The organism is Paraflavitalea devenefica, assembly GCF_011759375.1.
GTDB lineage: Bacteria > Bacteroidota > Bacteroidia > Chitinophagales > Chitinophagaceae > Paraflavitalea > Paraflavitalea devenefica.
Genome location: NZ_JAARML010000003.1, coordinates 174,167 through 193,755, shown reverse-complemented (window position 1 = coordinate 193,755; position 19,589 = coordinate 174,167). Strand labels below are relative to the sequence as shown.

Below are 19,589 nucleotides of genomic sequence, written 5' to 3'. Positions count from 1 at the left end.
ATATTTTTCATACCTTAAACTTAGCATTACCATTTTACCAACGCTCCTTCCTCTGAAAATGAAGTGCCTCATAGTCGATGATAACGATATGGCCAGGCTCATGCTTAGCCAACTGGTTACCCAGACAGGCCTGCTGGAAGTAACGGGAGAATGCCGGGACGCTATGGAAGCACACCAATACATTTCCCGCAACTTTCCCGATTTGGTATTCCTTGACATTGAAATGCCTGGTATGAACGGCATTGAACTGTTGAAATCCCTGCCCAAAAAACCGCTGATCATTTTCACCACTTCCAACAAAGACTACGCACTGGAAGCATTTGAATTAAATGTAATAGATTACCTGCTCAAACCCGTCACCTTACCCCGCCTGCTGCAGGCCATTGATAAAGCCCGTGAAGTTATGCGCCGGGACAATACCGAGGTCAATAACATAGATGATGATTACATTTTCATACGCGACAATGGCGCCCTCAAAAAAGTGAAGCTGGAAGACATATTATGGATTGAAGCAATGGGTGACTACATCAAGATATATACCCCCGGCAAATGGCATATTGTACATACCACCCTTAAAGCCGTAGAAGAAAAAATACGCTCCCCCAGGCTCATGCGTATCCACCGCAGTTACATCGTGGCGCTTGACAAAATTGATAGCATAGAAGATGGTGCACTTAACATCATGAACACCCCCATACCCGTCGCCGAAAGCTATCGTAGCCAGCTCATGAAGAAACTGAAACTGTTATAACCAACAGGCTGCGCCATCTTTGATATAACCTTGCACCTTTACTTCCGGAACATCTTTTGCTTTATCGTACATATACAGAGTATAAGCCGTCGTATTATGAAAATGAAATTAAAGCCCAAATATCTTATTGCGATCATTGTTCTATTCTTAGTGGTATTCATAGCTACCGGCATCTTTCTGCAAACAAGGCTGGAAAGCTCACTGGCGTCTGGCGATCCGCGGACCGCATCGGTATTGACCATCAGCCGCATCCTTACTTCCATCTCCGTTGCCGCCATCCTTTTTCTGAGCGTAGTGGTCATACGCCGCCTGCAACGCCAGCAGGCGCTTATCAAAGAACTGGAGCAGGCCCATACCAACGAACTGCAGGCACGCCAGAACCTGGAAAAAGTTTCCGCCGATATCTATGACCTTTACAACAATGCGCCCTGCGGTTATCACTCGCTCGACAAAGATGGTTACATCAGCGCCATTAACCAGACAGAACTCAACTGGATAGGGTATAAAAAAGAAGAAGTAGTAGGAAAAATGTTGTTTACAGATGTGTTGGATGAAGCCAGCGCCGAAATATTGAAAAAACGCTTTCCCCAGTTCAAGAAAAACGGAGAACTCAGGGAGCTTCGTTTAAACATGGTCAACAAAGAAGGGTTCATCATACCCATATCGCTCAGCGCCATTGCCATCTACAACGAACAGGACGAATACATATCCAGCCGCTCCACCGTCTTTGACGTCTCTGAACAGGAAAAAATAGAAGATGAACTAAAAGAAGCCAAACGCCGGGCCGATGAATCGGCCCGGGTAAAAGAACAGTTCCTGGCCAATATGAGTCATGAAATACGAACGCCTATCAACTCAGTCATCGGCTTTACCAACCTGTTACAGAAAACATCGCTTACGCCCGAACAGGAGCATTTCGTACACCTCGTACAATCCGCCAGTGAAAGCCTGCTTACTATCATCAATGATATCCTCGACATTTCTAAAATAGAAGCTGGTATGCTCCGTATTGAAAAAAGCCCCTTCAGCCTTCGTGGCCTCTGCAGTTCCCTCGAAACCATGTTCCAGCACAGGGTAAAAGAAAAAAGGCTTTCCTTTACCATCCATATACAGGAAAGCATTCCAGACACGCTTACCGGCGATGCAGTACGCCTTACCCAGATCCTGGTAAACCTCATCAGCAATGCGATCAAATTTACCCAGGAAGGTGGCATCAGCATCATCGTCATACCGGTAAAAGAAACCGATACCCGGGTACGCCTCCGGTTCTCCGTAAAAGACAGCGGCATTGGCATTTTAGCCGATAAGCTCGATACTATCTTCGAACGTTTTGAACAGGGAGAAACCAATACTACCCGGAAATACGGGGGTACCGGCCTCGGCTTATCCATCGTGCGCAACCTCATTCAACTGCAGCAAGGCAACATCGCCGTAAAAAGCGACGCAGGCGGCACAGAATTTTTATTCGAACTTGAATATGAAATATTACCCATGACCGACGACCAAAAGAACATACAATACCCCCACTTCGCAGAAGCAGGTAACGGGTTATTTGAAGGTGTTAAGATCCTCATCGTAGAAGACAACCAAATGAACCAGCTACTCATGAAACATACCTTCCAAAGCTGGCACCTCAACTTTGAACTGGCAGAGAACGGACAACAGGCAGTGGAAAAACTGAACCGCGAAAAATATGACCTCGTATTGCTGGATATCCAGATGCCTGTCATGGACGGCTACATCGCTGCCAGGACCATCCGCAATGACCTTAAAAGCAATATTCCCATCATTGCCATGACGGCGCATGCCATGGCCGGTGAAAGGGAAAAATGCCTCAGTCATGGCATGAACGACTACATTTCCAAGCCTATCCAGGAGAAAGAACTGCTGGGCCTGTTGAAAAAATACCTGGCCCGTCAAAAACACACCTTTGAATTCCTGAAGGCCAGCCTGCATTACATCAACCTCGACTTCCTGTATGACCTCGTCATGGGCAACAGCGCCTTCCTCAACAACATTATCCGCCAGTTCCTTAACCAGTTTCCCGGAGAAATGGACGCCCTCAGGGAGGCAGTAGAGAAAAAACAGGTTAAGCAAATTGGTACCCTCGCCCACCATATTCAATCCACCGTCTCTGTATTTGGGCGCAATACCCCCTTCTTTCGCCAACTGGAGAAAATAGAGCAACTGGCCAAGGCCAAATCCAATCCGGTCACTTTAGCCGCAGAGTTCAATAAACTCGATGATTATAAGCAACTTGTATTAAAAGAGATCAACCAGCTACTCATCCACAACGTTTTGTAGATCATTGAATATAAACCAGGATGTATTTACTCAGGTACACCAATCTATCAGCCCCACTCGCCACTAGCCATTTACCACTTGCCTTTCCTCCACCGTCAAAATAAACCACGCTGGCTACAAATTGACCGGGCTCACCGATTTCGGCAGCATACCCCTGCTGCACCGCCGTATATTTGCTATGTAATTATAAGTCAAAGGTTAAGAGATAGGGAAAGATTTTTTAACCTATGCCCCTGAGCCCTAAACTTTCCAAACTGACGATTCAATATATAACCGACCGTATTAAAAGATCAACAGGCCCCTAAACCCCTGTCGTAGCGTGAAGGAGATCGTTTTTGGCGGGTCTCATGAGATTAATTAAGTAACCCCCTCATCCTTTTGATTGGAAGCCTTAAAAGAGCCTTCTCCTGTAAAGTCCAGGTGCTCGTTTTTAGTACCGTACCCTTGCAAAGTATTCTGTGCTTATCCTGTACCCTGATCACGGCCGCAAGTGCCAGGTATACAATGACCCAACCCTAACAGTATGCCGCTTAACCGATCGTGATACCTCATTAAGAATTTGGTACAATGGTTAATGTTAACGGGTTCTGGTTCTGTAATTAGTAGCAAATTATTCCCTCCGTAGAAAAGGGCAGTTTACAAATCGTAAACTGCCCTTTGCCTTTATACCTCGTTGCCTTTACACAAGTTCAAGAAGGGTTATCTCCGGCAAAATACCCACCCTGCCCGGGTAACCGATAAATCCAAAACCACGGTTTACATACAACTTCTGTTTATCTGCTTCATACAATCCCGCCCACTGTTTATACATATACTGCACAGGGCTCCATTTAAAACCGGGGACCTCCAGTCCAAACTGCATACCGTGTGTATGCCCGGCCAGCATCAGGTCTACATCCTTATACTTGTCCAGCACCTCTGCCTCCCAATGGCTGGGATCATGGCTCATCAGTATCTTGAAAGCATATTGCTCAGTGCCCGGATGCGCCTCATGCATCTTACCATACTTGGGGAAATTGCCACGGGCGCTCCAGTTCTCAATCCCCAGCAGGGCAATCTGCTGCCCATCCTTTTCCAGTACCACATGCTCATTCATCAGCAAACGCCAGCCCATGGCGCCATGTACAGACTTCAGGCTTTCCAGGTTGGCAGCTTTTACGACGGCGCTATCCCAATGAACATAATCACCATAATCATGGTTACCCAGCGTAGAATACACGCCCATCGGCGCTTTTAACCTGCTGAAAACCTCCTTGTACTCTTCCATTTCAGTAGCGCGGTCATTCACCAGGTCGCCGGTAAACAAAATAAGATCGGGCTGCTGCTGCATAATCTTTTCAATTCCTTTCTCTACCGCCTTCCGGTCGGTAAAACTGCCGGAATGGATATCGGAAATATGCACAATCTTCAATCCTTTAAAGGCCGAAGGAAGATTCTCAAAAGCCAGTTGCAGCTTATTCACCTGGTAGCGATACTTATTGTTAAAACCATACAACAGGGTGCCAAATAAGCCGCCCCCGGCAGCAAGGCTCAGCCAGCTCAAAAAGGCAGAGCGCGTAATCCCGCCTGAACGGGCGGTAGCAGCAGTGGTATTACCCGGGAACCGGCTGATAACCCAGGCGCCTGCACGACGGATATCATCCACCGCAATAAACAGGGAGGCCAGCAGCTTACTCACGATCAGCCCGATCACGATCACAAATACATAATTCCGGATCCATTTAGGCCAGGTAGCAGCATTGCTGTAAGGCATTATAAAAATCATCGCTACAGAAACGACCGAAAGGAACCAGTAAACAGATATTACAATCAGCCGCATCCGTGGTGAGGAAGGAGCGACCACCCTGATCGCCTGGTATACATAAATATCCAACAGGATCATAAAACCGATCAGGAACCAGATAAAGCCAGCATTACGCATGAAGAAAATAAATTTAATGATCAATAAAATGAAATAACCGTCCTGTCATGGAGAACCCGCAGGCTTCCAGCAACAAAAGTTCAGATCGGTATTATTTGCATTTTTGTTCTATATCCCGGTAAGACGATCGGGAAGCAGGTATATTTTACCAGTAGTCAATTTTTTTTCAGGCTGCCGCTCCGGTTAAAAGGCTATAAACTCATCCACCTGTGTCTTAATGGCTTCCAGCGTGCCTGTATCATGAATAACGCCGGAGCCATTCAGCAGCTTATCCACAGAGGAAATGGGTAACTTATTGGGGTGCACCACCACCTTCATAAAATGGAGAATACCTGTTAAATGCTCCATGCCCCGCACATTGCCCGAGCGGCCAAGGGCCACTCCCGTCAGCAGGGCTTTCTTCCCCCACCATACCTTCTTGTAATCCGAAATATCCAGCATCACCTTCAATACGCCCGGGATGCTGCCATTATACTCCGGCGCCACAAAAATGAACTTCCTGCAAGGGATCAGCACCTCCTTTTCCAGTTGCACATACTCAGGCGTCTTCTCTACCGATTTCCAGCCCTCCAGCGATACCAGCCGGGTCTCAATTCCCTTCGCTTCCAGCAGGTCGCAATAATGTTGCGCTATCTTCCTCGTATTACTGCCCGCCCTGTTGGTGCCGGAAATGATAGTATAAAAATCATTCATGTTAAAGCATTAACAGCTAAGAAGGTTTTTGGTTCTTATTTCTTATACCGAAAACGTATTTTTGCCGTCCTGTAAAAAAATTATGAAACTAACTTATTACGGCCATTCCTGTTTTTCGGTGATCGTCAAAGATAAGAAACTGTTGTTCGATCCCTTTGTAACCTATAACGAATTGGCAAATAACGTAGTAGATGTTGATCAAATACCGGCCGATTACATCCTCCTGTCGCATGGGCATGCCGATCATATAGCCGACTGTGTACGTATCGCTACCCGCACCGGTGCCCAGGTCATCTGTAGCTGGGAAGTGGGCGAATGGCTCATGAAACAGGAGGTGACCAGTATACACCAGATGAATACAGGGGGAAAATGGAACTTTGGCCCTTTTACCGTTAAATGCGTTGTTGCCCAGCACTCTTCCGGCCTGCCGGATGGTAGCTATGGCGGTAACCCAATGGGATTCATCATCTATACAAATGAAGGAAATTTCTACTATAGTGGCGATACAGCACTCACTACAGACATGCAGTTAATACCACGTTGGGCAAAACTAAATTTTGCCATCTTACCGATTGGTGACAACTTTACCATGGATGCTGCCGATGCTGCCGAATGCGCACGCATGATAGATTGCCAGACAGTTGTAGGCGTTCACTATGATACCTTTGGCTATATCAAAATTGATCACCAACAGGCCATCAAAACATTTGCTGATGCCGGCGTTGAGTTGCAACTCATACAAATTGGTAGTACTATTGATTTATAAACATTCGAAGCAAACGTAATAATCAATAATTATTAATTATTGATTATTACGCAGAGATACAATATCCTGAACCAAACAAAAAAACAACCTTACTTAAAACAATGGCGCGAGTAATTGGAGTAGCCAATCAAAAAGGCGGTGTAGGTAAAACCACTTCAGCGATCAACGTGGCTGCCAGCCTGGCCGTACTGGAATTCAGGACCCTCCTGGTAGATGCTGATCCGCAGGCCAACAGCACCACCGGCGTTGGCTTCGACCTGCACAATATCCAGCAAAGCCTGTACGATTGCATGGTGAACGGGACCCTGGCCAAAGACGTCATCTTAAAATCCGACGTTCCCAACCTCGATGTGATCCCTTCACACATTGACCTCGTAGGTGCTGAGATCGAAATGATCAACTACCCCAACCGGGAAGGTGTATTGAAAGGCATACTGGAGCCGGTTAAAAATGATTACGATTTCGTTATCATTGACTGCTCTCCTTCACTGGGACTTATCACAGTAAATGCGTTGGTAGCAGCCGACTCCGTGATAGTTCCCGTTCAAACAGAATTCTTCGCCCTTGAAGGTCTTGGTAAGCTACTGAATACAATTAAAATAGTACAAACCAGGCTGAATACTGAGTTGATGATTGAAGGTATCCTCATGACCATGTATGATGGCCGCCTGCGCCTCTGCAACCAGGTGGTCAATGAAGTACGTAAGCATTTCGATGAAATGGTATTCAATACCATCATTCACCGCAATAGCCGCATCAGTGAAGCGCCCAGTGTAGGCAAGCCGGTCATACTCTACGATGGTCAGAGCAAAGGGGCCATGAACTACCTCAACCTGGCCAAAGAGATCCTGCAGAAAAATGACATGACCAAAATTAAACAGGAAGAAAGAATACTTGAATAAGCTGCGAGTAGCGAGCTACGAGCAGCGAGCCCCTTGCTCGTAGCTCGAAGCTCACAGCTCAAGGCTCAAAGAACAAACAATGTCAAAAGAAAAAGGTAACAATAAAGAGTTGCTGGGAAAAGGGATTCGTTCCCTATTGCAGAGTATTGACTCCGACCTGAAAAACACGACCGGCAATAGCCTCAAAACCCAGGTAGTGGAGCAGGTCACTGCCATGCAGCGCATACCGGTAGAAAACATTGAGCCCAACCCCAAGCAGCCACGCCGCGACTTTGATGAGCAGGCATTGAATGAACTGGCTGCTTCTATCAAAATGCACGACCTGGTGCAACCCATCACCGTATCCTCACTCCCCAATGGTAAATACAGGCTCATATCCGGAGAACGCCGCTGGAGAGCTTCCAAACTGGCCGGCCTTAAAGACATACCAGCCTACATCCGCCAGGCCAACGACCAGCAACTGCTGGAGCTGGCATTGCTGGAAAACTTACAGCGTGAAGACCTCAACGCCATGGAAATTGCCCTCAGCTACAAGCGTATGATGGAAGAGCTAAGCCAAACGCAGGAACAGGTAGCAGAACGCATGGGCAAAGAAAGAAGTACCGTGGCCAACTACATCCGCCTCCTCAAACTACCACCCGATATACAGGTAGCTGTACGCACCGGTGTTATCAGCATGGGACATGCGCGGGCGATCATCAACGTGGATACAGTAGATAAGCAACTCTTTATCTTCAACGAAATAAAAAGCAAAGGGCTATCCGTAAGACAAACAGAAGAGCTGGTACGCAGGCTTTACAAATCAGGTACTGCTGTTAAAAATTCGGTAAAAGCCTCTCTTCCACCTGCTTACAAGAAAATTGAAGATAACTTAGCGTCGCATTTCAGCACCAAAGTAAAACTCAATCACAACAAAACAGGACACGGCAGTATTTCTATTGAGTATTACTCCATCCAGGATCTGAATAAAATATTGGATGCAATTGGTGTCACTGCCAACTAAGTATCTTTTGCATGATCAGAGTAATTCTTGTTATTGCCGTCACCATCGCCATGCCGCTGTTGGCTTCATCACAGCGGCCAAAGGACACTACTCGCCCTGCATTGGTGGTCAGTGATACATCCGGCAAGGTCCTTGAAAAAGTGCCTGCCAAAATTGATACGGCAAAAATCAAAGACACTGCTGTCAAAAAACCCAAACACAGTCCCCGTAAAGCAGCCCTCCGCTCTGCGATCATACCCGGATGGGGACAGGTATACAACAAAAAATACTGGAAAGTGCCCATCGTGGCTGCCGCCATCGGTATCCCCGCTTACCTCGTCTACTACAACAATGAATGGTACAAAAGGACCCGCTATGCAGTAAGGGTAGCAGATGCCGGCAACAACCTGCCCATATTCCTGGATAAAGTAGATCCCGAACTACGGACATTGGTGAAAGGTAAAAATGTGAATGCGCTCATCAACTACCGCAATGAATTCCGCCGCAACATGGACTATGCCGTCCTCTTTGGCCTGCTCTTCTGGGGCCTCAATGTAGTAGATGCTACGGTAGATGCCCACCTCAAAGACTTCAATGTCAGTGACGATCTTTCCTTCCACGTAAAACCAACCATCCTGCCAGGCAATGTAGCTGGCCTTAGTTTCGTCTTCAACATCGGCAACAACAATCGCACAAAAACAATATCTTCGCTCCGCTAAAAACATACCCTGTATTATTCTGGATTCTGAATACTGGATTCTGGATTCTACATTCTTATATTCTTTTCGACATGAAAATTGCACTCATCGGTTACGGGAAAATGGGAAAGGCCATTGAAGAAATTGCCCTTCAGCGCGGACATGAAATTGTACTCAAAGTAGGCATCGAAAACCTGGAAGACAATACCATCAATAACATCCGTAAGGCAGATGTAGCCATAGAATTCACCGGCCCCGAAAGTGCTTTTGAAAACATAACACGCTGCATAGAAGCAGGCGTTCCGGTAGTCAGCGGGTCCACCGGCTGGCTGGCACGGTATGAAGAAGCTAAAACCTACGCCCTCGTTCACAAAGGCGCCTTACTATATGCCAGCAACTTCAGCGTAGGCGTCAACATCTTCTTTGCCATCAATAAAAAACTGGCCGAGCTCATGGCGCCGCACAGCGATTACAACGTATCGCTCACAGAAATACACCATACAGAAAAGAAAGACGCCCCAAGCGGAACGGCTATCACCCTGGCAGAACAGATACTCGACAAAAACACCGGAAAAAAGCAATGGGTCAACCAGCCAAGCAGCCAGGCAGCCGACCTCGTCATCCTCAGTGAGCGGACCGATCCGGCTCCCGGCACCCATATCATTAGCTATACCTCCGCCATAGACGACATCGAGATCAAACACACCGCCCATAACCGGAAAGGATTCGCAACCGGCGCTGTGCTGGCCGCAGAATTCCTCCCCGGTAAAAAGGGGATTTTTACGATGAGCGACGTGCTGGGAATTTGATCAGACACAACTATTTTGGTTAAAATTTTTTTCCTGCTCTTGAACAATTGATGTAATTTTTCAGGGCTTAACCAAAATGTCCTGCATGAAATTTAATTTCATGGCTATCAAAACCTTAGCCTTAATCCGGTCCTTTACCTCCCTTCCAGGGGTCTATCCATATTTGCCCACAAACCTATATCCCGGGAATAAGAGCCTACTTCCTTTTATTGTGCCGCTTCAGGCAACCTTGTAATAATATTTGTCATCTGATAAATCTATATATCCGGTATATGTTATATACCGGTTAACCATTAACCTTTGTCAACTGAAAATTACCTGATAATATGAAAAAGCAGCTACAGGCTACCACTAAGAATACCTCCCTTACTTTTCGTGAACTGGAAATTATCCGCCTTATAGAACGGGAATTCAACAACAGAGAGATCGCCGGGCAATTAGGCATCAGTGAGCGGACCGTTGAAACACACCGCAAAAACATCCTTCGCAAGACCCGGACCAACAATGTCATTGGCCTCATTAAATACATATATGAACATAAACTGGTCTAACTTCTTGGCTATTCAAAAAATTATTCTAACTTCTCGCCGCCAAACAAAAACGTCACATGCTTTCTAAAAAGGCCCAATACGCTTTTAAAGCATTGATGTACATGGCTGAGAAAAAAGACAATCAGCCGGTACTCATTGCAGAAATAGCCAAAAAGAAAAAAATACCATTAAAGTTCCTGGAGAATATCCTGCTGGAACTCAAAAAAGCAGGCATACTCGAGAGTAAAAAGGGAAAAGGAGGCGGCTACTTCTTTAAAGTGCCCCCCAAAGAAGTCCCTATGGCCAAGATCATGCGCCTCATAGATGGCCCCATAGCCATGCTACCCTGCGTAAGTCTTTATTTCTATGAGCGTTGTAAAAACTGTGATGAAAAACATTGCGGGCTTCACGAAACCATGATACAGGTGCGTGACGCAACCCTCAAGCTGCTGGAAAAGAAAACAGTAGCCGATATCTCCAAACATTAACCTGAATGCCGTACTGCCAGCTTCTCGATCATAGCCTCGCTGGCAGTTTCGGAACTGGGGCCAAAACCATCCACCAGGATGCCCTTTTCCCCGGTTTTGGATTCAATCGCATATACCACGGCTTCATCTGCAGGGTCAGAATTGCCCTCAAACCGGTACACTTCTGTAATCTCAAACTCGCTGGGCTGGAGGGATAAAGGGGTCGAATGACAGGTTATACACTCGTATCCCTTATTAAAATCAATAGTATACCCCCTTTTTTTCAGGCCATCAACAGCCTCGGTAACTGTGTCGTAAGTGTACATAGGAAAGTATTTGATGCACCTCAAATGTAGCTATTTTACCCACTCCCTCCCGCCCACTGGCGGGACTATTCACCACTCGCCTTTCTTGGACATTACATCCCTAAATTGTAGCTTTGCGACCTGAAATAAATAACAAATATGTCAACTATCTCAAAAAACATTGATTTCTCCTTACCCTATAAGGTAAAAGATATCAGCCTGGCTGAGTGGGGCCGTAAAGAAATTCGTCTGGCAGAAGCTGAAATGCCTGGTCTGATGTCCCTGCGCGCAGAATATGGACCTTCTCAACCCCTGAAAGGTGCCCGTATTGCTGGCTGCTTACACATGACCATTCAAACAGCCGTGCTCATCGAAACACTGATCGCCCTTGGCGCCGAAGTGAAATGGAGCTCCTGCAACATCTTCTCTACGCAGGACCATGCCGCTGCTGCCATCGCTGCTGCCGGTATTGGTGTTTATGCCTGGAAAGGTCAGACCCTCGAAGAGGCCGACTGGTGTATTGAGCAAACATTGTTCTTTGGTGGTGCAGACCGCCCCCTGAACATGATCCTCGATGACGGTGGCGACCTCACCAACATAGTATTCGACAAATACCCCGAGCTGGTTCAACATATTAAAGGACTGAGTGAAGAAACCACTACCGGTGTTCACCGTCTGTATGAAAGAATGGCGAAAGGCACCCTGCCAATCCCCGCTTTCAACGTAAATGACTCTGTAACCAAGAGCAAATTCGATAACAAATACGGTTGTAAAGAATCGCTCGTGGATTCTATCCGCCGCGCTACCGATGTAATGCTGGCTGGTAAAATAGCAGTAGTAGGTAGCTATGGCGACGTGGGCAAAGGTTCTGCCGCTTCCCTCGCAGGCGCCGGTTGCCGCGTTATCGTAACAGAGATCGACCCCATCTGCGCTCTCCAGGCCGCTATGGACGGTTTCGAAGTAAAGAAAATGATCGACGCAGTAAAAGAGGCCGACATCGTAGTAACTGCCTCTGGTTGCCGTGACCTCATCACAGAAAAGCACTTCCGTGCTATGAAAGATAAAACCATCGTTTGTAACATCGGCCACTTCGATATCGAGATCGACATGGCATGGATCAACACAAACTATGGTCATACCAAAGATACCATCAAGCCCCAGGTAGATATCTACAATGTAGATGGTAAAGACATCATCATCCTCGCGGAAGGTCGCCTCGTTAACCTCGGTTGCGGTACTGGTCACCCCAGCTTTGTAATGAGTAACTCTTTCACCAACCAGACACTGGCTCAACTGGAACTTTGGACCAATACCAGCAAATACGAGAACAAAGTATACGTACTGCCCAAGATCCTGGACGAAAAAGTGGCCCGCCTGCACCTCAAGAAGATCGGTGTGGAACTGGATGAACTGACTCCTGCACAGGCCGATTACCTCGGTATCCCCCAGGCCGGTCCGTTCAAACCCGAACATTACAGGTACTAATCGCCAACAGGCCAACATTATAGGCAATGCGGGGCTTTCAGCCCCGCATTTTTTTTGCGCTATACGAAGCTTACGCTATACGAGGCTTGCAGCCTCGTATCCCTATTATGCGGCTTGCAGCCGCATTTTTACCGCTATGCGATGTTCGCCAGCCTCGCATTCGGAATTTAATCCGTACCTTTGCAGCCACACGTTGTACCTGCCGGTACAGCAACTACCCCTCAACTTTACCTTAGACCTTTTTGGAAATCGTAGCCATAACGGCTAATAGCCGACAGCTAATCCCTAAAAGCTAAGCGCTATCCCTTCTGTGCAAAACTTTTCAGGTTATTAAGAAGGTTTTGGCAAAGTGTAGCATGAGAATTGATAACTCAAAATGTTTAATAGTAGCATATGCGCATCCAATTTGTAAAAAATATACAGTTCACCAAACTGCTGAAAGTAGAAGGCCGCCTGAGAGAGTTTAACTTCCGGAAGCTCGGCGGTGTTAATGAAGGTATTTTTACAGTTGATGTAGTGGACGACCGCGGTAACCGCATCCTCTTCCGTATGCAAAAAGAAGAGGGCGCCTGGAAAATCCTTCCCCAATCACTTCCCCGCTGGATCATGGATACAGAAGCTCAGTTTCACGACCAGATCGAAGAAGAGCTCCGCAACGTATAATGCCGTATATTAGCCCTGCTTGGTCAAATTCACGACTACCATATTACAATTCGCGGAGCAGGGCGACAAAACCGGCTGGACATACATTCTCATTCCTCCCGACATAGCAGAACAGCTAAAACCCGGCTGGAAAAAGGGCTTCCGGGTAAAAGGCAAACTGGATAGCCATGCCATCAAAGGCGTATCCTTACTGCCCCATGGCGGCGGCAGCTTCATCATGGCCATCAATGCAGCAATGCGTAAAGGCATCAAAAAACGGAAAGACGCCATGCTGAACGTGCAGTTGCAGGAAGACAAAGCTCCCTTGCAACTATCGCCTGAACTAATGGAATGCCTCAATGATGAGCCGCAGGCCCTCGCCTTCTTCAACTCCCTGGCGCCCTCGCACCAGCGGTACTTCAGCCAGTGGATCGAAAGCGCCAAGACCGAAGCCACCAGAACCAAACGCATCGCCCAGGCCGTCAATGGCCTCTCCCGGAAACTTGGCTACGGCGAACTCCTCCGCAGCCTGCGGTCACCGGAGCTTTAACGAAAATGGGTAACAATGAACAGCTACGACCACAACATACAAGCCGGTCTCAAAAAATGGCAGCGCCAGATGCTCCGCAAACCCGGCTTCATCAACCGGATTACCAGGCGTATGCAAACAAAGGTCAACAGCCTCATACCGGAGAAAATACACCAGTTGCTGACCACTACCATCAAACAAATGATACGCGCCGTACTCTTCGGTGCAGAACTTACCACGCCTCCTGTCTTGAAAGAAGCAACACTCGCTCACCGGGAAACATTAATAGAGGAAAAGATCCGTTTTTACCGCAATACAGCGGCGGCAGAAGGAGGTATCACCGGCGCCGGAGGCCTGTTACTGGGGCTGGCAGACTTCCCCTTGCTCATTGGCATCAAACTCAAACTCTTATTTGAAATTGCCGCTCTCTACGGATACCCGGTAGAAGACTACAAAGAGCGGTTATACATCCTGTATATCTTTCAACTCGCTTTTTCCAGTCATCAGCAAAGAAGGGAAGTATACCTTAAAATGGAACATTGGGCCGATCGCCGGCATCAGTTGCCGGCCAACATCCATGACTTCGACTGGCGCACCTTTCAACAGGAATACCGCGACTACATCGACCTCGCCAAAATGGCTCAGCTCATTCCGCTCATTGGCGCACCGGTAGGCATCGTTGTCAACTACCGTCTCATCCGTAAACTCGGCCATACCGCTATGATGGCCTGGCGCATGCGCTGGTTCGAAGAAAACAAAACAGAAAATCCCAAACCCTGAAACCACAACCAGCCAGGTATCCATCAACAACTTCCAACCGCGGTAGCAACGCTAAACCCGAAACTCCAAACCTGAAACCTCTTTACGCCTCCACAGCCCTGCTCTTCCGCATCACCCGTCTCCTGTGTTGTAAACCCCAGTTATGCAGCTCTTCCAGCACCTTGTTCAAACTGGCGCCATAAGCCGTGCGGGAATACTCCACCGCCACAGGTATCGTATCATACACTGTCCGCTGTACCAGTTCATTCATTTCAAGATCTTTCAACTCCTTGGAAAGCATCTTGGCAGTAATACCGCCTACTTCCCGTTGTATCTCTTTAAAGCGGAGTGGGCCGCCGGAAAGCGCCAGCAGGATCAATAATTTCCATTTGCCGTGCAAAACATCCAGTGCGTCCTGTACAGGACGCATATGGTTCTTGCATTCCGGGCTATTAAATCTTTGTTTTTCAGTAAAATCAACAAGTTGTACCATGAGGGTGTTTTTTTGGTAACTCAAAGAAACCCGGTTTACAAAAGCTAACCGGTTACAAAAGAATACCAAACAAATACAAATCGGAAAAGTTGAATAAACAGGTGCAATTCTTTTACAAAAAAGTAAAACATCCGTAATACGGATTGATACTTAACTATGTAATTTAACCAATGCAAAACACCAATAAAAACAAGCTTGCATTACCATTTAATGAAATCATAAATATCCCGAACGCAGCGATTTCCACACGCTGTTAATAAGTAACTTTGTGTTGTAGCGCTTCCAAAAATTATATTTGGAATAGCTGGAAAGGGTTAGAAGTATCGACACTAATCGGTACGCTTTTGTGAACTTAAACTGAAGTGAATTGACAGAAACTATCATTAGCCTGGACGCCGTAAACCCTATTGAGTTTTTCGGTGTAAACAACGGTAAGTTAGATATCCTCAAAAAGAGATTCCCGCTCCTCAAAATTCTTTCCCGCGGTACACAGCTCAAATTAAGCGGCTCACCCGAACAGGTGGACAATGCAAAAGAGAAAATTGACCTCATCGTTCAATATCTCCAGCGCAATGGCCACATGAGCCAGAATTACTTTGAACAAATACTTGGCGGTGATGATGCGGAAACCGTTGACAACTTCATTGAACGCAATCCCAATGATGTCCTCGTATTCGGCCCCAATGGTAAAACGGTCCGCGCGCGCACGGCCAACCAGAAAAGGATGGTACATGAGGCAGAGAAAAACGACATCGTATTTGCCATCGGGCCTGCCGGTACAGGCAAAACCTACACTGCAGTGGCGCTGGCTGTACGGGCATTAAAGAACAAAATGGTCAAAAAGATCATCCTTACCCGCCCTGCCGTAGAAGCCGGCGAAAGCCTCGGATTCCTGCCCGGCGACCTGAAGGAAAAAATTGACCCGTACCTGCGGCCGCTCTATGATGCGCTGGATGACATGATCCCCGCCGACAAGCTGGGCTACTACATGAGTACCCGCGTCATTGAAATTGCGCCCCTCGCCTACATGCGTGGTCGTACCCTTGACAATGCCTTCATCATCCTTGATGAGGCGCAAAACGCGACCGATCTGCAGATCAAAATGTTCCTCACCCGTATCGGCGCCAATGCCAAGGCCATCATCACGGGTGATATGACGCAGATTGACCTGCCGAAAAACCAAAAAAGCGGCCTGGAAAAAGCCGCCCGCATCCTGCGCAACATTGATGGCATTGCCCATATTGAACTGGATGAGGAAGACGTGGTACGTCACCGCCTCGTAAAAGCCATCATCAAGGCCTACGACAGGGATCAGAAGGAAAACCCGCCACCCGAGTACACACCCGGCAACTGGAGAGGCAACCGCCACAACAAAAACGACGAAAAACCCAATACCGAAGGGTAAAAAATAGAGAAGTCCCACCAGAAAGCCCCATGTTATATGGGGCTTTTTTTGTACCTTAAACCATGCGTTTAAAGGTCCCATACCGGCTTTCCGCCACACCCTCCTCCTCTGCCACCGGGCATACTGACAGCCTCTTTTAGACACCCTTATCGAGACCTTACCGAGACCTTGTCGAGACCTTATCGAGACTTTACCGAGACCTCCCTCCCTACCAGCTCCGAACCAGATACTACCCCCATCTATACCAGACAGGTACCTCCCCCCAACCTGCCATTAACCGCGACTATCCCATCCCCCGCCTTACCCCTTCCTCCAAAGGAGTCCTGTGTGGACCAGCAAACCCTTCATTTCCACTAAATCCATTCAATCCAATAAATCCCGGTTCAGACGAATCCTTTACTTTTGCATCATGATTAAATATCTCACAATCACCGCCCTGACAGTAGGATTGGTAGCCTGCACGGGCAGCAGTGGTTACCAGAAAGCCGAGGATGCCCAGGATGCCGGCCGCCAGTTCATACGCGCCTCCCTCGATGGCAACTATGAAAAGGCCAGATTTTACCTCCTGAAGGATGACGATAACCTTACCCTCCTCAAAAAACAACAGTCTAATTACCAGCAGTTAAGCAATGAGGACAAACGTTCTTTTGCCGATGCCAACATCAATCCGCTGGCCATCACCCCGGTAAATGATTCAGTAACCACCTATAAATACCATAACTCTTTCCATCCGCAGGATACCACCACCATTCGCATTGTTAAAATCAACAACGAATGGCTGGTAGACCTCAAATCCGTGATCAAAATGTAACCATAAGGGGGGTCACCTTCCAAAGGTGGCTCACCTTATGGTTGTACTGGAATCCACCCCTCAGACCAACCCAACAACGATTGCCATTGCCTGATTAACCTATTTACTGGTACAATTGTAAAACATTAATCGTAATCAGCATGACCACAACAGTTTCTCATCCCTGGCATGGAGTGCCGTATGGTGCCAATGCCCCCCGTATTGTAAATGCAGTGATTGAGATCCCGCAGGGCTCGAGAGCCAAATATGAAATTGACAAGGATAGCGGCTTGCTCAAACTCGATCGCGTCATATATTCCTCCTTCTATTACCCCTGCAACTATGGCTTCATTCCCCAAACCTATGGGGATGATAAAGATCCGCTGGACATCCTCGTCATCACGTCCCTGCCTGTACAGGCGCTTTGCCTTATGGAGGCTAAAGTAGTAGGCGTTATGCAGATGGTGGACAGTGGCGATGCCGATGACAAGATCATTGCAGTAGCCGCCAATGACCCGGGCGTGAATCACTACAACAATATAGAAGAGTTGCCCCGCCACTTCTTTGAAGAGCTGCGTCACTTCTTTGAAGAATACAAAAAACTGGAAAACAAAACAGTGGTAGTAGAAGAGTTTGGCGACAAATCCATGGCCCTGAAAGTAGTGCAGGATGCCATCAACACCTACAAAGAAAACTTCAGCCCCAAGCTGCTTACAAAATAAGCAGGCACTTTATAAAAAGACAAAAGAGAGCCACCTTCATAAAGTAAAGCTCTCTTTTGTCATTTATCGAAGCAAACGCACTGCCGGTTGCCGACTGCCGGTTCAAAAAAACCGCTTGATCACCCGCAACTGATGCGTGCGCTGTCCGGTATCCGTATTCACAATACCTGCATTGTCAATCTTATCAATCCGCACCTTCCCCGATGCATGAATAATCTCCTGCTCATTCAGCAAAATACCCACATGCACAATACGTCCTTCCGCATTGTCAAAAAAGGCGAGGTCGCCGCAATGCACCTCCTGTAAAAAGCCAACATCGGCTCCCTGCGTAGCCTGCAGGTAGGCATCCCGCAACAGGGATATATTAAAAAACCGGAATACCAACTGGCAAAATCCACTGCAGTCAATACCAAAAACAGAACGTCCGCCCCACAGGTAGGGTGTATTCAAAAATCGCTCAGCCCTGGCCTGTATAGCTGCCGGCGTAGGGGCCATGCCGGTAGCCTGCCAGGCACTGCCGGTTGTATATTGCAGTTTATAAGGACCTGCCTGTATTACCTCCTGCGCCGGCGCCAGGATGGGCGTGCCCATCGGTACCCAGGCCGCAACGCCATTGATCAATACCTTATCGGTCCAGTCGCCCACATACAAGCCATTATTCCTATCACCGGTCAAACTTTCTGTAATAGCCACCTGGCTGCGCTGGCACCAGCCTTCATAACCATCATGGAGGCAACGCAGCTTCACGAAATCTGCTGTCTCTTCCAGCAGCTCACCTGCCTCTCCCAACAACAACTGGCTCGTCATTTCACTTTTATGACTCGATTCAGCCCGCATAGGACTTACTGGTACAACACATACAACAAAAGCCATAATGAACGTTATATTTTAAACAAAGAAACAAAAAAACTGGAAGCAGATGTCACCCTGAGTTTGTCCAAGGGCTGTCGAAGCAGGCGACTAACAGCTAAAGGCTAAAAGCTAACAGCTAATATTACCAGCTAAACATTTATGAAAAACATTCCGGCTTGCATCTTACTAAAAGAAAATAGTTAATTTTCGCCCGGTGAAACATGACCAGTATGCACATATAACCGACCAGCAACTGTTGGAACGCTTTTATGCCGACCATAACAACCATTGGTTGGGCATCTTACTACAGCGGTACACCCTCCTGTTATTGGGTGTGTGCATGAAATACCTGAAAAACGAAGAAGAGGCCAAAGACAGTGTGCAGCAGATCTTCCTCAAAGCCATCACCGAACTGCATAAATACCGGGTGGATTACTTCAAATCCTGGCTGTACATGGTGGCAAAAAATCATTGCCTCATGAAGCTCCGCGATAAACCTGGCCGGCAAACGGAGATCAAAGAACAAATGGCAGTTACGCCGGGAGAAGACGATGGCGTACGCGCACACATGGAAAAAGACCGGCAACTGGAATTAATGGAGGAAAGCTTACAGGAACTTAACAATGAGCAGAAACAGTGCGTAACTTTGTTTTACCTGGAAAAGCGCTCCTATCAGGAAATAGCCGATCAAACCGGCTTTTCCATGATGCAGGTAAAAAGCTACATCCAGAACGGTAAAAGGAACCTGAAAATACTATTGGATAAAAAAATGAATCGTTGATCA

22 protein-coding genes are annotated in these 19,589 nt (G+C 47.3%); 17 read left to right on the top strand and 5 right to left on the bottom strand.

Annotated features, from left to right (window positions below):
* Nucleotides 1–58: 58 nt before the first annotated feature.
* Nucleotides 59–751 (top strand): LytR/AlgR family response regulator transcription factor, encoded by a 693-nt coding sequence (locus HB364_RS19260; protein ID WP_167289926.1) that lies wholly within the window; start codon nucleotides 59–61, stop codon nucleotides 749–751.
* A gap of 96 nt (nucleotides 752–847) precedes the next feature.
* The gene (locus HB364_RS19255; protein ID WP_167289925.1) at nucleotides 848–3,055 is read left to right on the top strand and encodes a response regulator; all 2,208 of its coding nucleotides are present in this window, start codon (nucleotides 848–850) and stop codon (nucleotides 3,053–3,055) included.
* 679 nt (nucleotides 3,056–3,734) lie between these two features.
* Here HB364_RS19255 and HB364_RS19250 read toward each other — a convergent pair.
* A complete protein-coding gene (locus HB364_RS19250) occupies nucleotides 3,735–4,976 on the bottom strand; it encodes a metallophosphoesterase (protein WP_167289924.1) in 1,242 nt (413 codons plus the stop codon).
* A 183-nt stretch (nucleotides 4,977–5,159) separates the two neighbouring features.
* Nucleotides 5,160–5,669 (bottom strand): NADPH-dependent FMN reductase, encoded by a 510-nt coding sequence (locus HB364_RS19245; protein WP_167289923.1) that lies wholly within the window; start codon nucleotides 5,667–5,669, stop codon nucleotides 5,160–5,162.
* An 82-nt stretch (nucleotides 5,670–5,751) separates the two neighbouring features.
* Here HB364_RS19245 and HB364_RS19240 point away from each other — a divergent pair, with 82 nt between their 5' ends.
* The 7 genes from HB364_RS19240 to HB364_RS19210 all read left to right on the top strand — a co-directional run bounded on the left by HB364_RS19240 (nucleotide 5,752) and on the right by HB364_RS19210 (nucleotide 10,844).
* A complete protein-coding gene (locus HB364_RS19240; RefSeq protein WP_167289922.1) occupies nucleotides 5,752–6,435 on the top strand; it encodes a metal-dependent hydrolase in 684 nt (227 codons plus the stop codon).
* A 101-nt stretch (nucleotides 6,436–6,536) separates the two neighbouring features.
* On the top strand, nucleotides 6,537–7,337 hold the full coding sequence (locus HB364_RS19235; protein WP_167289921.1) for a ParA family protein: 801 nt from the start codon (nucleotides 6,537–6,539) through the stop codon (nucleotides 7,335–7,337).
* Nucleotides 7,338–7,416: 79 nt separating this feature from the next.
* Nucleotides 7,417–8,340 (top strand): ParB/RepB/Spo0J family partition protein, encoded by a 924-nt coding sequence (locus tag HB364_RS19230; protein ID WP_167289920.1) that lies wholly within the window; start codon nucleotides 7,417–7,419, stop codon nucleotides 8,338–8,340.
* An 11-nt stretch (nucleotides 8,341–8,351) separates the two neighbouring features.
* A complete protein-coding gene (locus tag HB364_RS19225) occupies nucleotides 8,352–9,038 on the top strand; it encodes a DUF5683 domain-containing protein (RefSeq protein WP_167289919.1) in 687 nt (228 codons plus the stop codon).
* Nucleotides 9,039–9,109: 71 nt separating this feature from the next.
* Nucleotides 9,110–9,826 (top strand): 4-hydroxy-tetrahydrodipicolinate reductase, encoded by a 717-nt coding sequence (gene dapB / locus HB364_RS19220; protein ID WP_167289918.1) that lies wholly within the window; start codon nucleotides 9,110–9,112, stop codon nucleotides 9,824–9,826.
* A gap of 326 nt (nucleotides 9,827–10,152) precedes the next feature.
* Entirely contained in the window at nucleotides 10,153–10,377 is a 225-nt protein-coding gene (locus HB364_RS19215) for a response regulator transcription factor (protein WP_167289917.1), read from the top strand.
* A gap of 56 nt (nucleotides 10,378–10,433) precedes the next feature.
* On the top strand, nucleotides 10,434–10,844 hold the full coding sequence (locus HB364_RS19210) for an RrF2 family transcriptional regulator (RefSeq protein ID WP_167289916.1): 411 nt from the start codon (nucleotides 10,434–10,436) through the stop codon (nucleotides 10,842–10,844).
* Here the strand turns inward: HB364_RS19210 and HB364_RS19205 are convergent.
* Entirely contained in the window at nucleotides 10,841–11,149 is a 309-nt protein-coding gene (locus tag HB364_RS19205) for a phosphoribosylpyrophosphate synthetase (protein WP_167289915.1), read from the bottom strand. The two genes, HB364_RS19210 and HB364_RS19205, sit on opposite strands and share 4 nt — an antisense overlap.
* A gap of 138 nt (nucleotides 11,150–11,287) precedes the next feature.
* On the opposite strand from HB364_RS19205, the gene ahcY reads away from it, so the two are divergent.
* The 4 genes from ahcY to HB364_RS19185 all read left to right on the top strand — a co-directional run bounded on the left by ahcY (nucleotide 11,288) and on the right by HB364_RS19185 (nucleotide 14,564).
* Nucleotides 11,288–12,613, top strand: coding sequence for an adenosylhomocysteinase (gene ahcY, locus HB364_RS19200; protein WP_167289914.1), 1,326 nt, complete (start codon nucleotides 11,288–11,290; stop codon nucleotides 12,611–12,613).
* A 393-nt stretch (nucleotides 12,614–13,006) separates the two neighbouring features.
* Nucleotides 13,007–13,276 (top strand): hypothetical protein, encoded by a 270-nt coding sequence (locus HB364_RS19195; RefSeq protein ID WP_167289913.1) that lies wholly within the window; start codon nucleotides 13,007–13,009, stop codon nucleotides 13,274–13,276.
* Between the two features lie 19 nt (nucleotides 13,277–13,295).
* Nucleotides 13,296–13,805, top strand: a complete 510-nt coding sequence (locus tag HB364_RS19190; RefSeq protein WP_167289912.1) for a YdeI/OmpD-associated family protein — start codon at nucleotides 13,296–13,298, stop codon at nucleotides 13,803–13,805.
* 15 nt (nucleotides 13,806–13,820) lie between these two features.
* Nucleotides 13,821–14,564, top strand: coding sequence for an EcsC family protein (locus HB364_RS19185; protein ID WP_167289911.1), 744 nt, complete (start codon nucleotides 13,821–13,823; stop codon nucleotides 14,562–14,564).
* An 82-nt stretch (nucleotides 14,565–14,646) separates the two neighbouring features.
* Here the strand turns inward: HB364_RS19185 and HB364_RS19180 are convergent, their stop codons facing one another.
* A complete protein-coding gene (locus tag HB364_RS19180; RefSeq protein ID WP_167289910.1) occupies nucleotides 14,647–15,036 on the bottom strand; it encodes a winged helix-turn-helix transcriptional regulator in 390 nt (129 codons plus the stop codon).
* A gap of 367 nt (nucleotides 15,037–15,403) precedes the next feature.
* Here HB364_RS19180 and HB364_RS19175 point away from each other — a divergent pair, with 367 nt between their 5' ends.
* The 3 genes from HB364_RS19175 (at nucleotide 15,404) to HB364_RS19165 (ending at nucleotide 17,953) form a co-directional block, all read left to right on the top strand.
* Nucleotides 15,404–16,441 carry a PhoH family protein gene (locus tag HB364_RS19175; RefSeq protein WP_167289909.1) on the top strand — a complete coding sequence of 346 codons (1,038 nt, stop codon included), beginning with the start codon at nucleotides 15,404–15,406 and terminating at the stop codon, nucleotides 16,439–16,441.
* 409 nt (nucleotides 16,442–16,850) lie between these two features.
* Entirely contained in the window at nucleotides 16,851–17,252 is a 402-nt protein-coding gene (locus tag HB364_RS19170; RefSeq protein ID WP_167289908.1) for a hypothetical protein, read from the top strand.
* Nucleotides 17,253–17,392: 140 nt separating this feature from the next.
* Nucleotides 17,393–17,953, top strand: coding sequence for an inorganic diphosphatase (locus HB364_RS19165; protein WP_167289907.1), 561 nt, complete (start codon nucleotides 17,393–17,395; stop codon nucleotides 17,951–17,953).
* 102 nt (nucleotides 17,954–18,055) lie between these two features.
* Here the strand turns inward: HB364_RS19165 and HB364_RS19160 are convergent, their stop codons facing one another.
* Nucleotides 18,056–18,826, bottom strand: a complete 771-nt coding sequence (locus tag HB364_RS19160) for a C40 family peptidase (RefSeq protein WP_167289906.1) — start codon at nucleotides 18,824–18,826, stop codon at nucleotides 18,056–18,058.
* A gap of 193 nt (nucleotides 18,827–19,019) precedes the next feature.
* Here HB364_RS19160 and HB364_RS19155 point away from each other — a divergent pair, with 193 nt between their 5' ends.
* Nucleotides 19,020–19,586, top strand: a complete 567-nt coding sequence (locus HB364_RS19155; RefSeq protein WP_167289905.1) for an RNA polymerase sigma factor — start codon at nucleotides 19,020–19,022, stop codon at nucleotides 19,584–19,586.
* The last annotated feature ends 3 nt before the right edge of the window (nucleotides 19,587–19,589 follow it).

Excerpts from the sequence above, each read along its gene's own strand:
- HB364_RS19260 (WP_167289926.1), top strand. The coding sequence starts at position 59 with ATGAAGTGCCTCATAGTCGATGATAACGATATGGCCAGGCTCATGCTT.
- HB364_RS19255 (WP_167289925.1), top strand. The coding sequence starts at position 848 with ATGAAAATGAAATTAAAGCCCAAATATCTTATTGCGATCATTGTTCTA.
- HB364_RS19250 (WP_167289924.1), bottom strand. The coding sequence starts at position 4,976 with ATGCGTAATGCTGGCTTTATCTGGTTCCTGATCGGTTTTATGATCCTG.
- HB364_RS19245 (WP_167289923.1), bottom strand. The coding sequence starts at position 5,669 with ATGAATGATTTTTATACTATCATTTCCGGCACCAACAGGGCGGGCAGT.
- HB364_RS19240 (WP_167289922.1), top strand. The coding sequence starts at position 5,752 with ATGAAACTAACTTATTACGGCCATTCCTGTTTTTCGGTGATCGTCAAA.
- HB364_RS19235 (WP_167289921.1), top strand. The coding sequence starts at position 6,537 with ATGGCGCGAGTAATTGGAGTAGCCAATCAAAAAGGCGGTGTAGGTAAA.
- HB364_RS19230 (WP_167289920.1), top strand. The coding sequence starts at position 7,417 with ATGTCAAAAGAAAAAGGTAACAATAAAGAGTTGCTGGGAAAAGGGATT.
- HB364_RS19225 (WP_167289919.1), top strand. The coding sequence starts at position 8,352 with ATGATCAGAGTAATTCTTGTTATTGCCGTCACCATCGCCATGCCGCTG.
- dapB (WP_167289918.1), top strand. The coding sequence starts at position 9,110 with ATGAAAATTGCACTCATCGGTTACGGGAAAATGGGAAAGGCCATTGAA.
- HB364_RS19215 (WP_167289917.1), top strand. The coding sequence starts at position 10,153 with ATGAAAAAGCAGCTACAGGCTACCACTAAGAATACCTCCCTTACTTTT.
- HB364_RS19210 (WP_167289916.1), top strand. The coding sequence starts at position 10,434 with ATGCTTTCTAAAAAGGCCCAATACGCTTTTAAAGCATTGATGTACATG.
- HB364_RS19205 (WP_167289915.1), bottom strand. The coding sequence starts at position 11,149 with ATGTACACTTACGACACAGTTACCGAGGCTGTTGATGGCCTGAAAAAA.
- ahcY (WP_167289914.1), top strand. The coding sequence starts at position 11,288 with ATGTCAACTATCTCAAAAAACATTGATTTCTCCTTACCCTATAAGGTA.
- HB364_RS19195 (WP_167289913.1), top strand. The coding sequence starts at position 13,007 with ATGCGCATCCAATTTGTAAAAAATATACAGTTCACCAAACTGCTGAAA.
- HB364_RS19185 (WP_167289911.1), top strand. The coding sequence starts at position 13,821 with ATGAACAGCTACGACCACAACATACAAGCCGGTCTCAAAAAATGGCAG.
- HB364_RS19180 (WP_167289910.1), bottom strand. The coding sequence starts at position 15,036 with ATGGTACAACTTGTTGATTTTACTGAAAAACAAAGATTTAATAGCCCG.
- HB364_RS19170 (WP_167289908.1), top strand. The coding sequence starts at position 16,851 with ATGATTAAATATCTCACAATCACCGCCCTGACAGTAGGATTGGTAGCC.
- HB364_RS19165 (WP_167289907.1), top strand. The coding sequence starts at position 17,393 with ATGACCACAACAGTTTCTCATCCCTGGCATGGAGTGCCGTATGGTGCC.
- HB364_RS19160 (WP_167289906.1), bottom strand. The coding sequence starts at position 18,826 with ATGGCTTTTGTTGTATGTGTTGTACCAGTAAGTCCTATGCGGGCTGAA.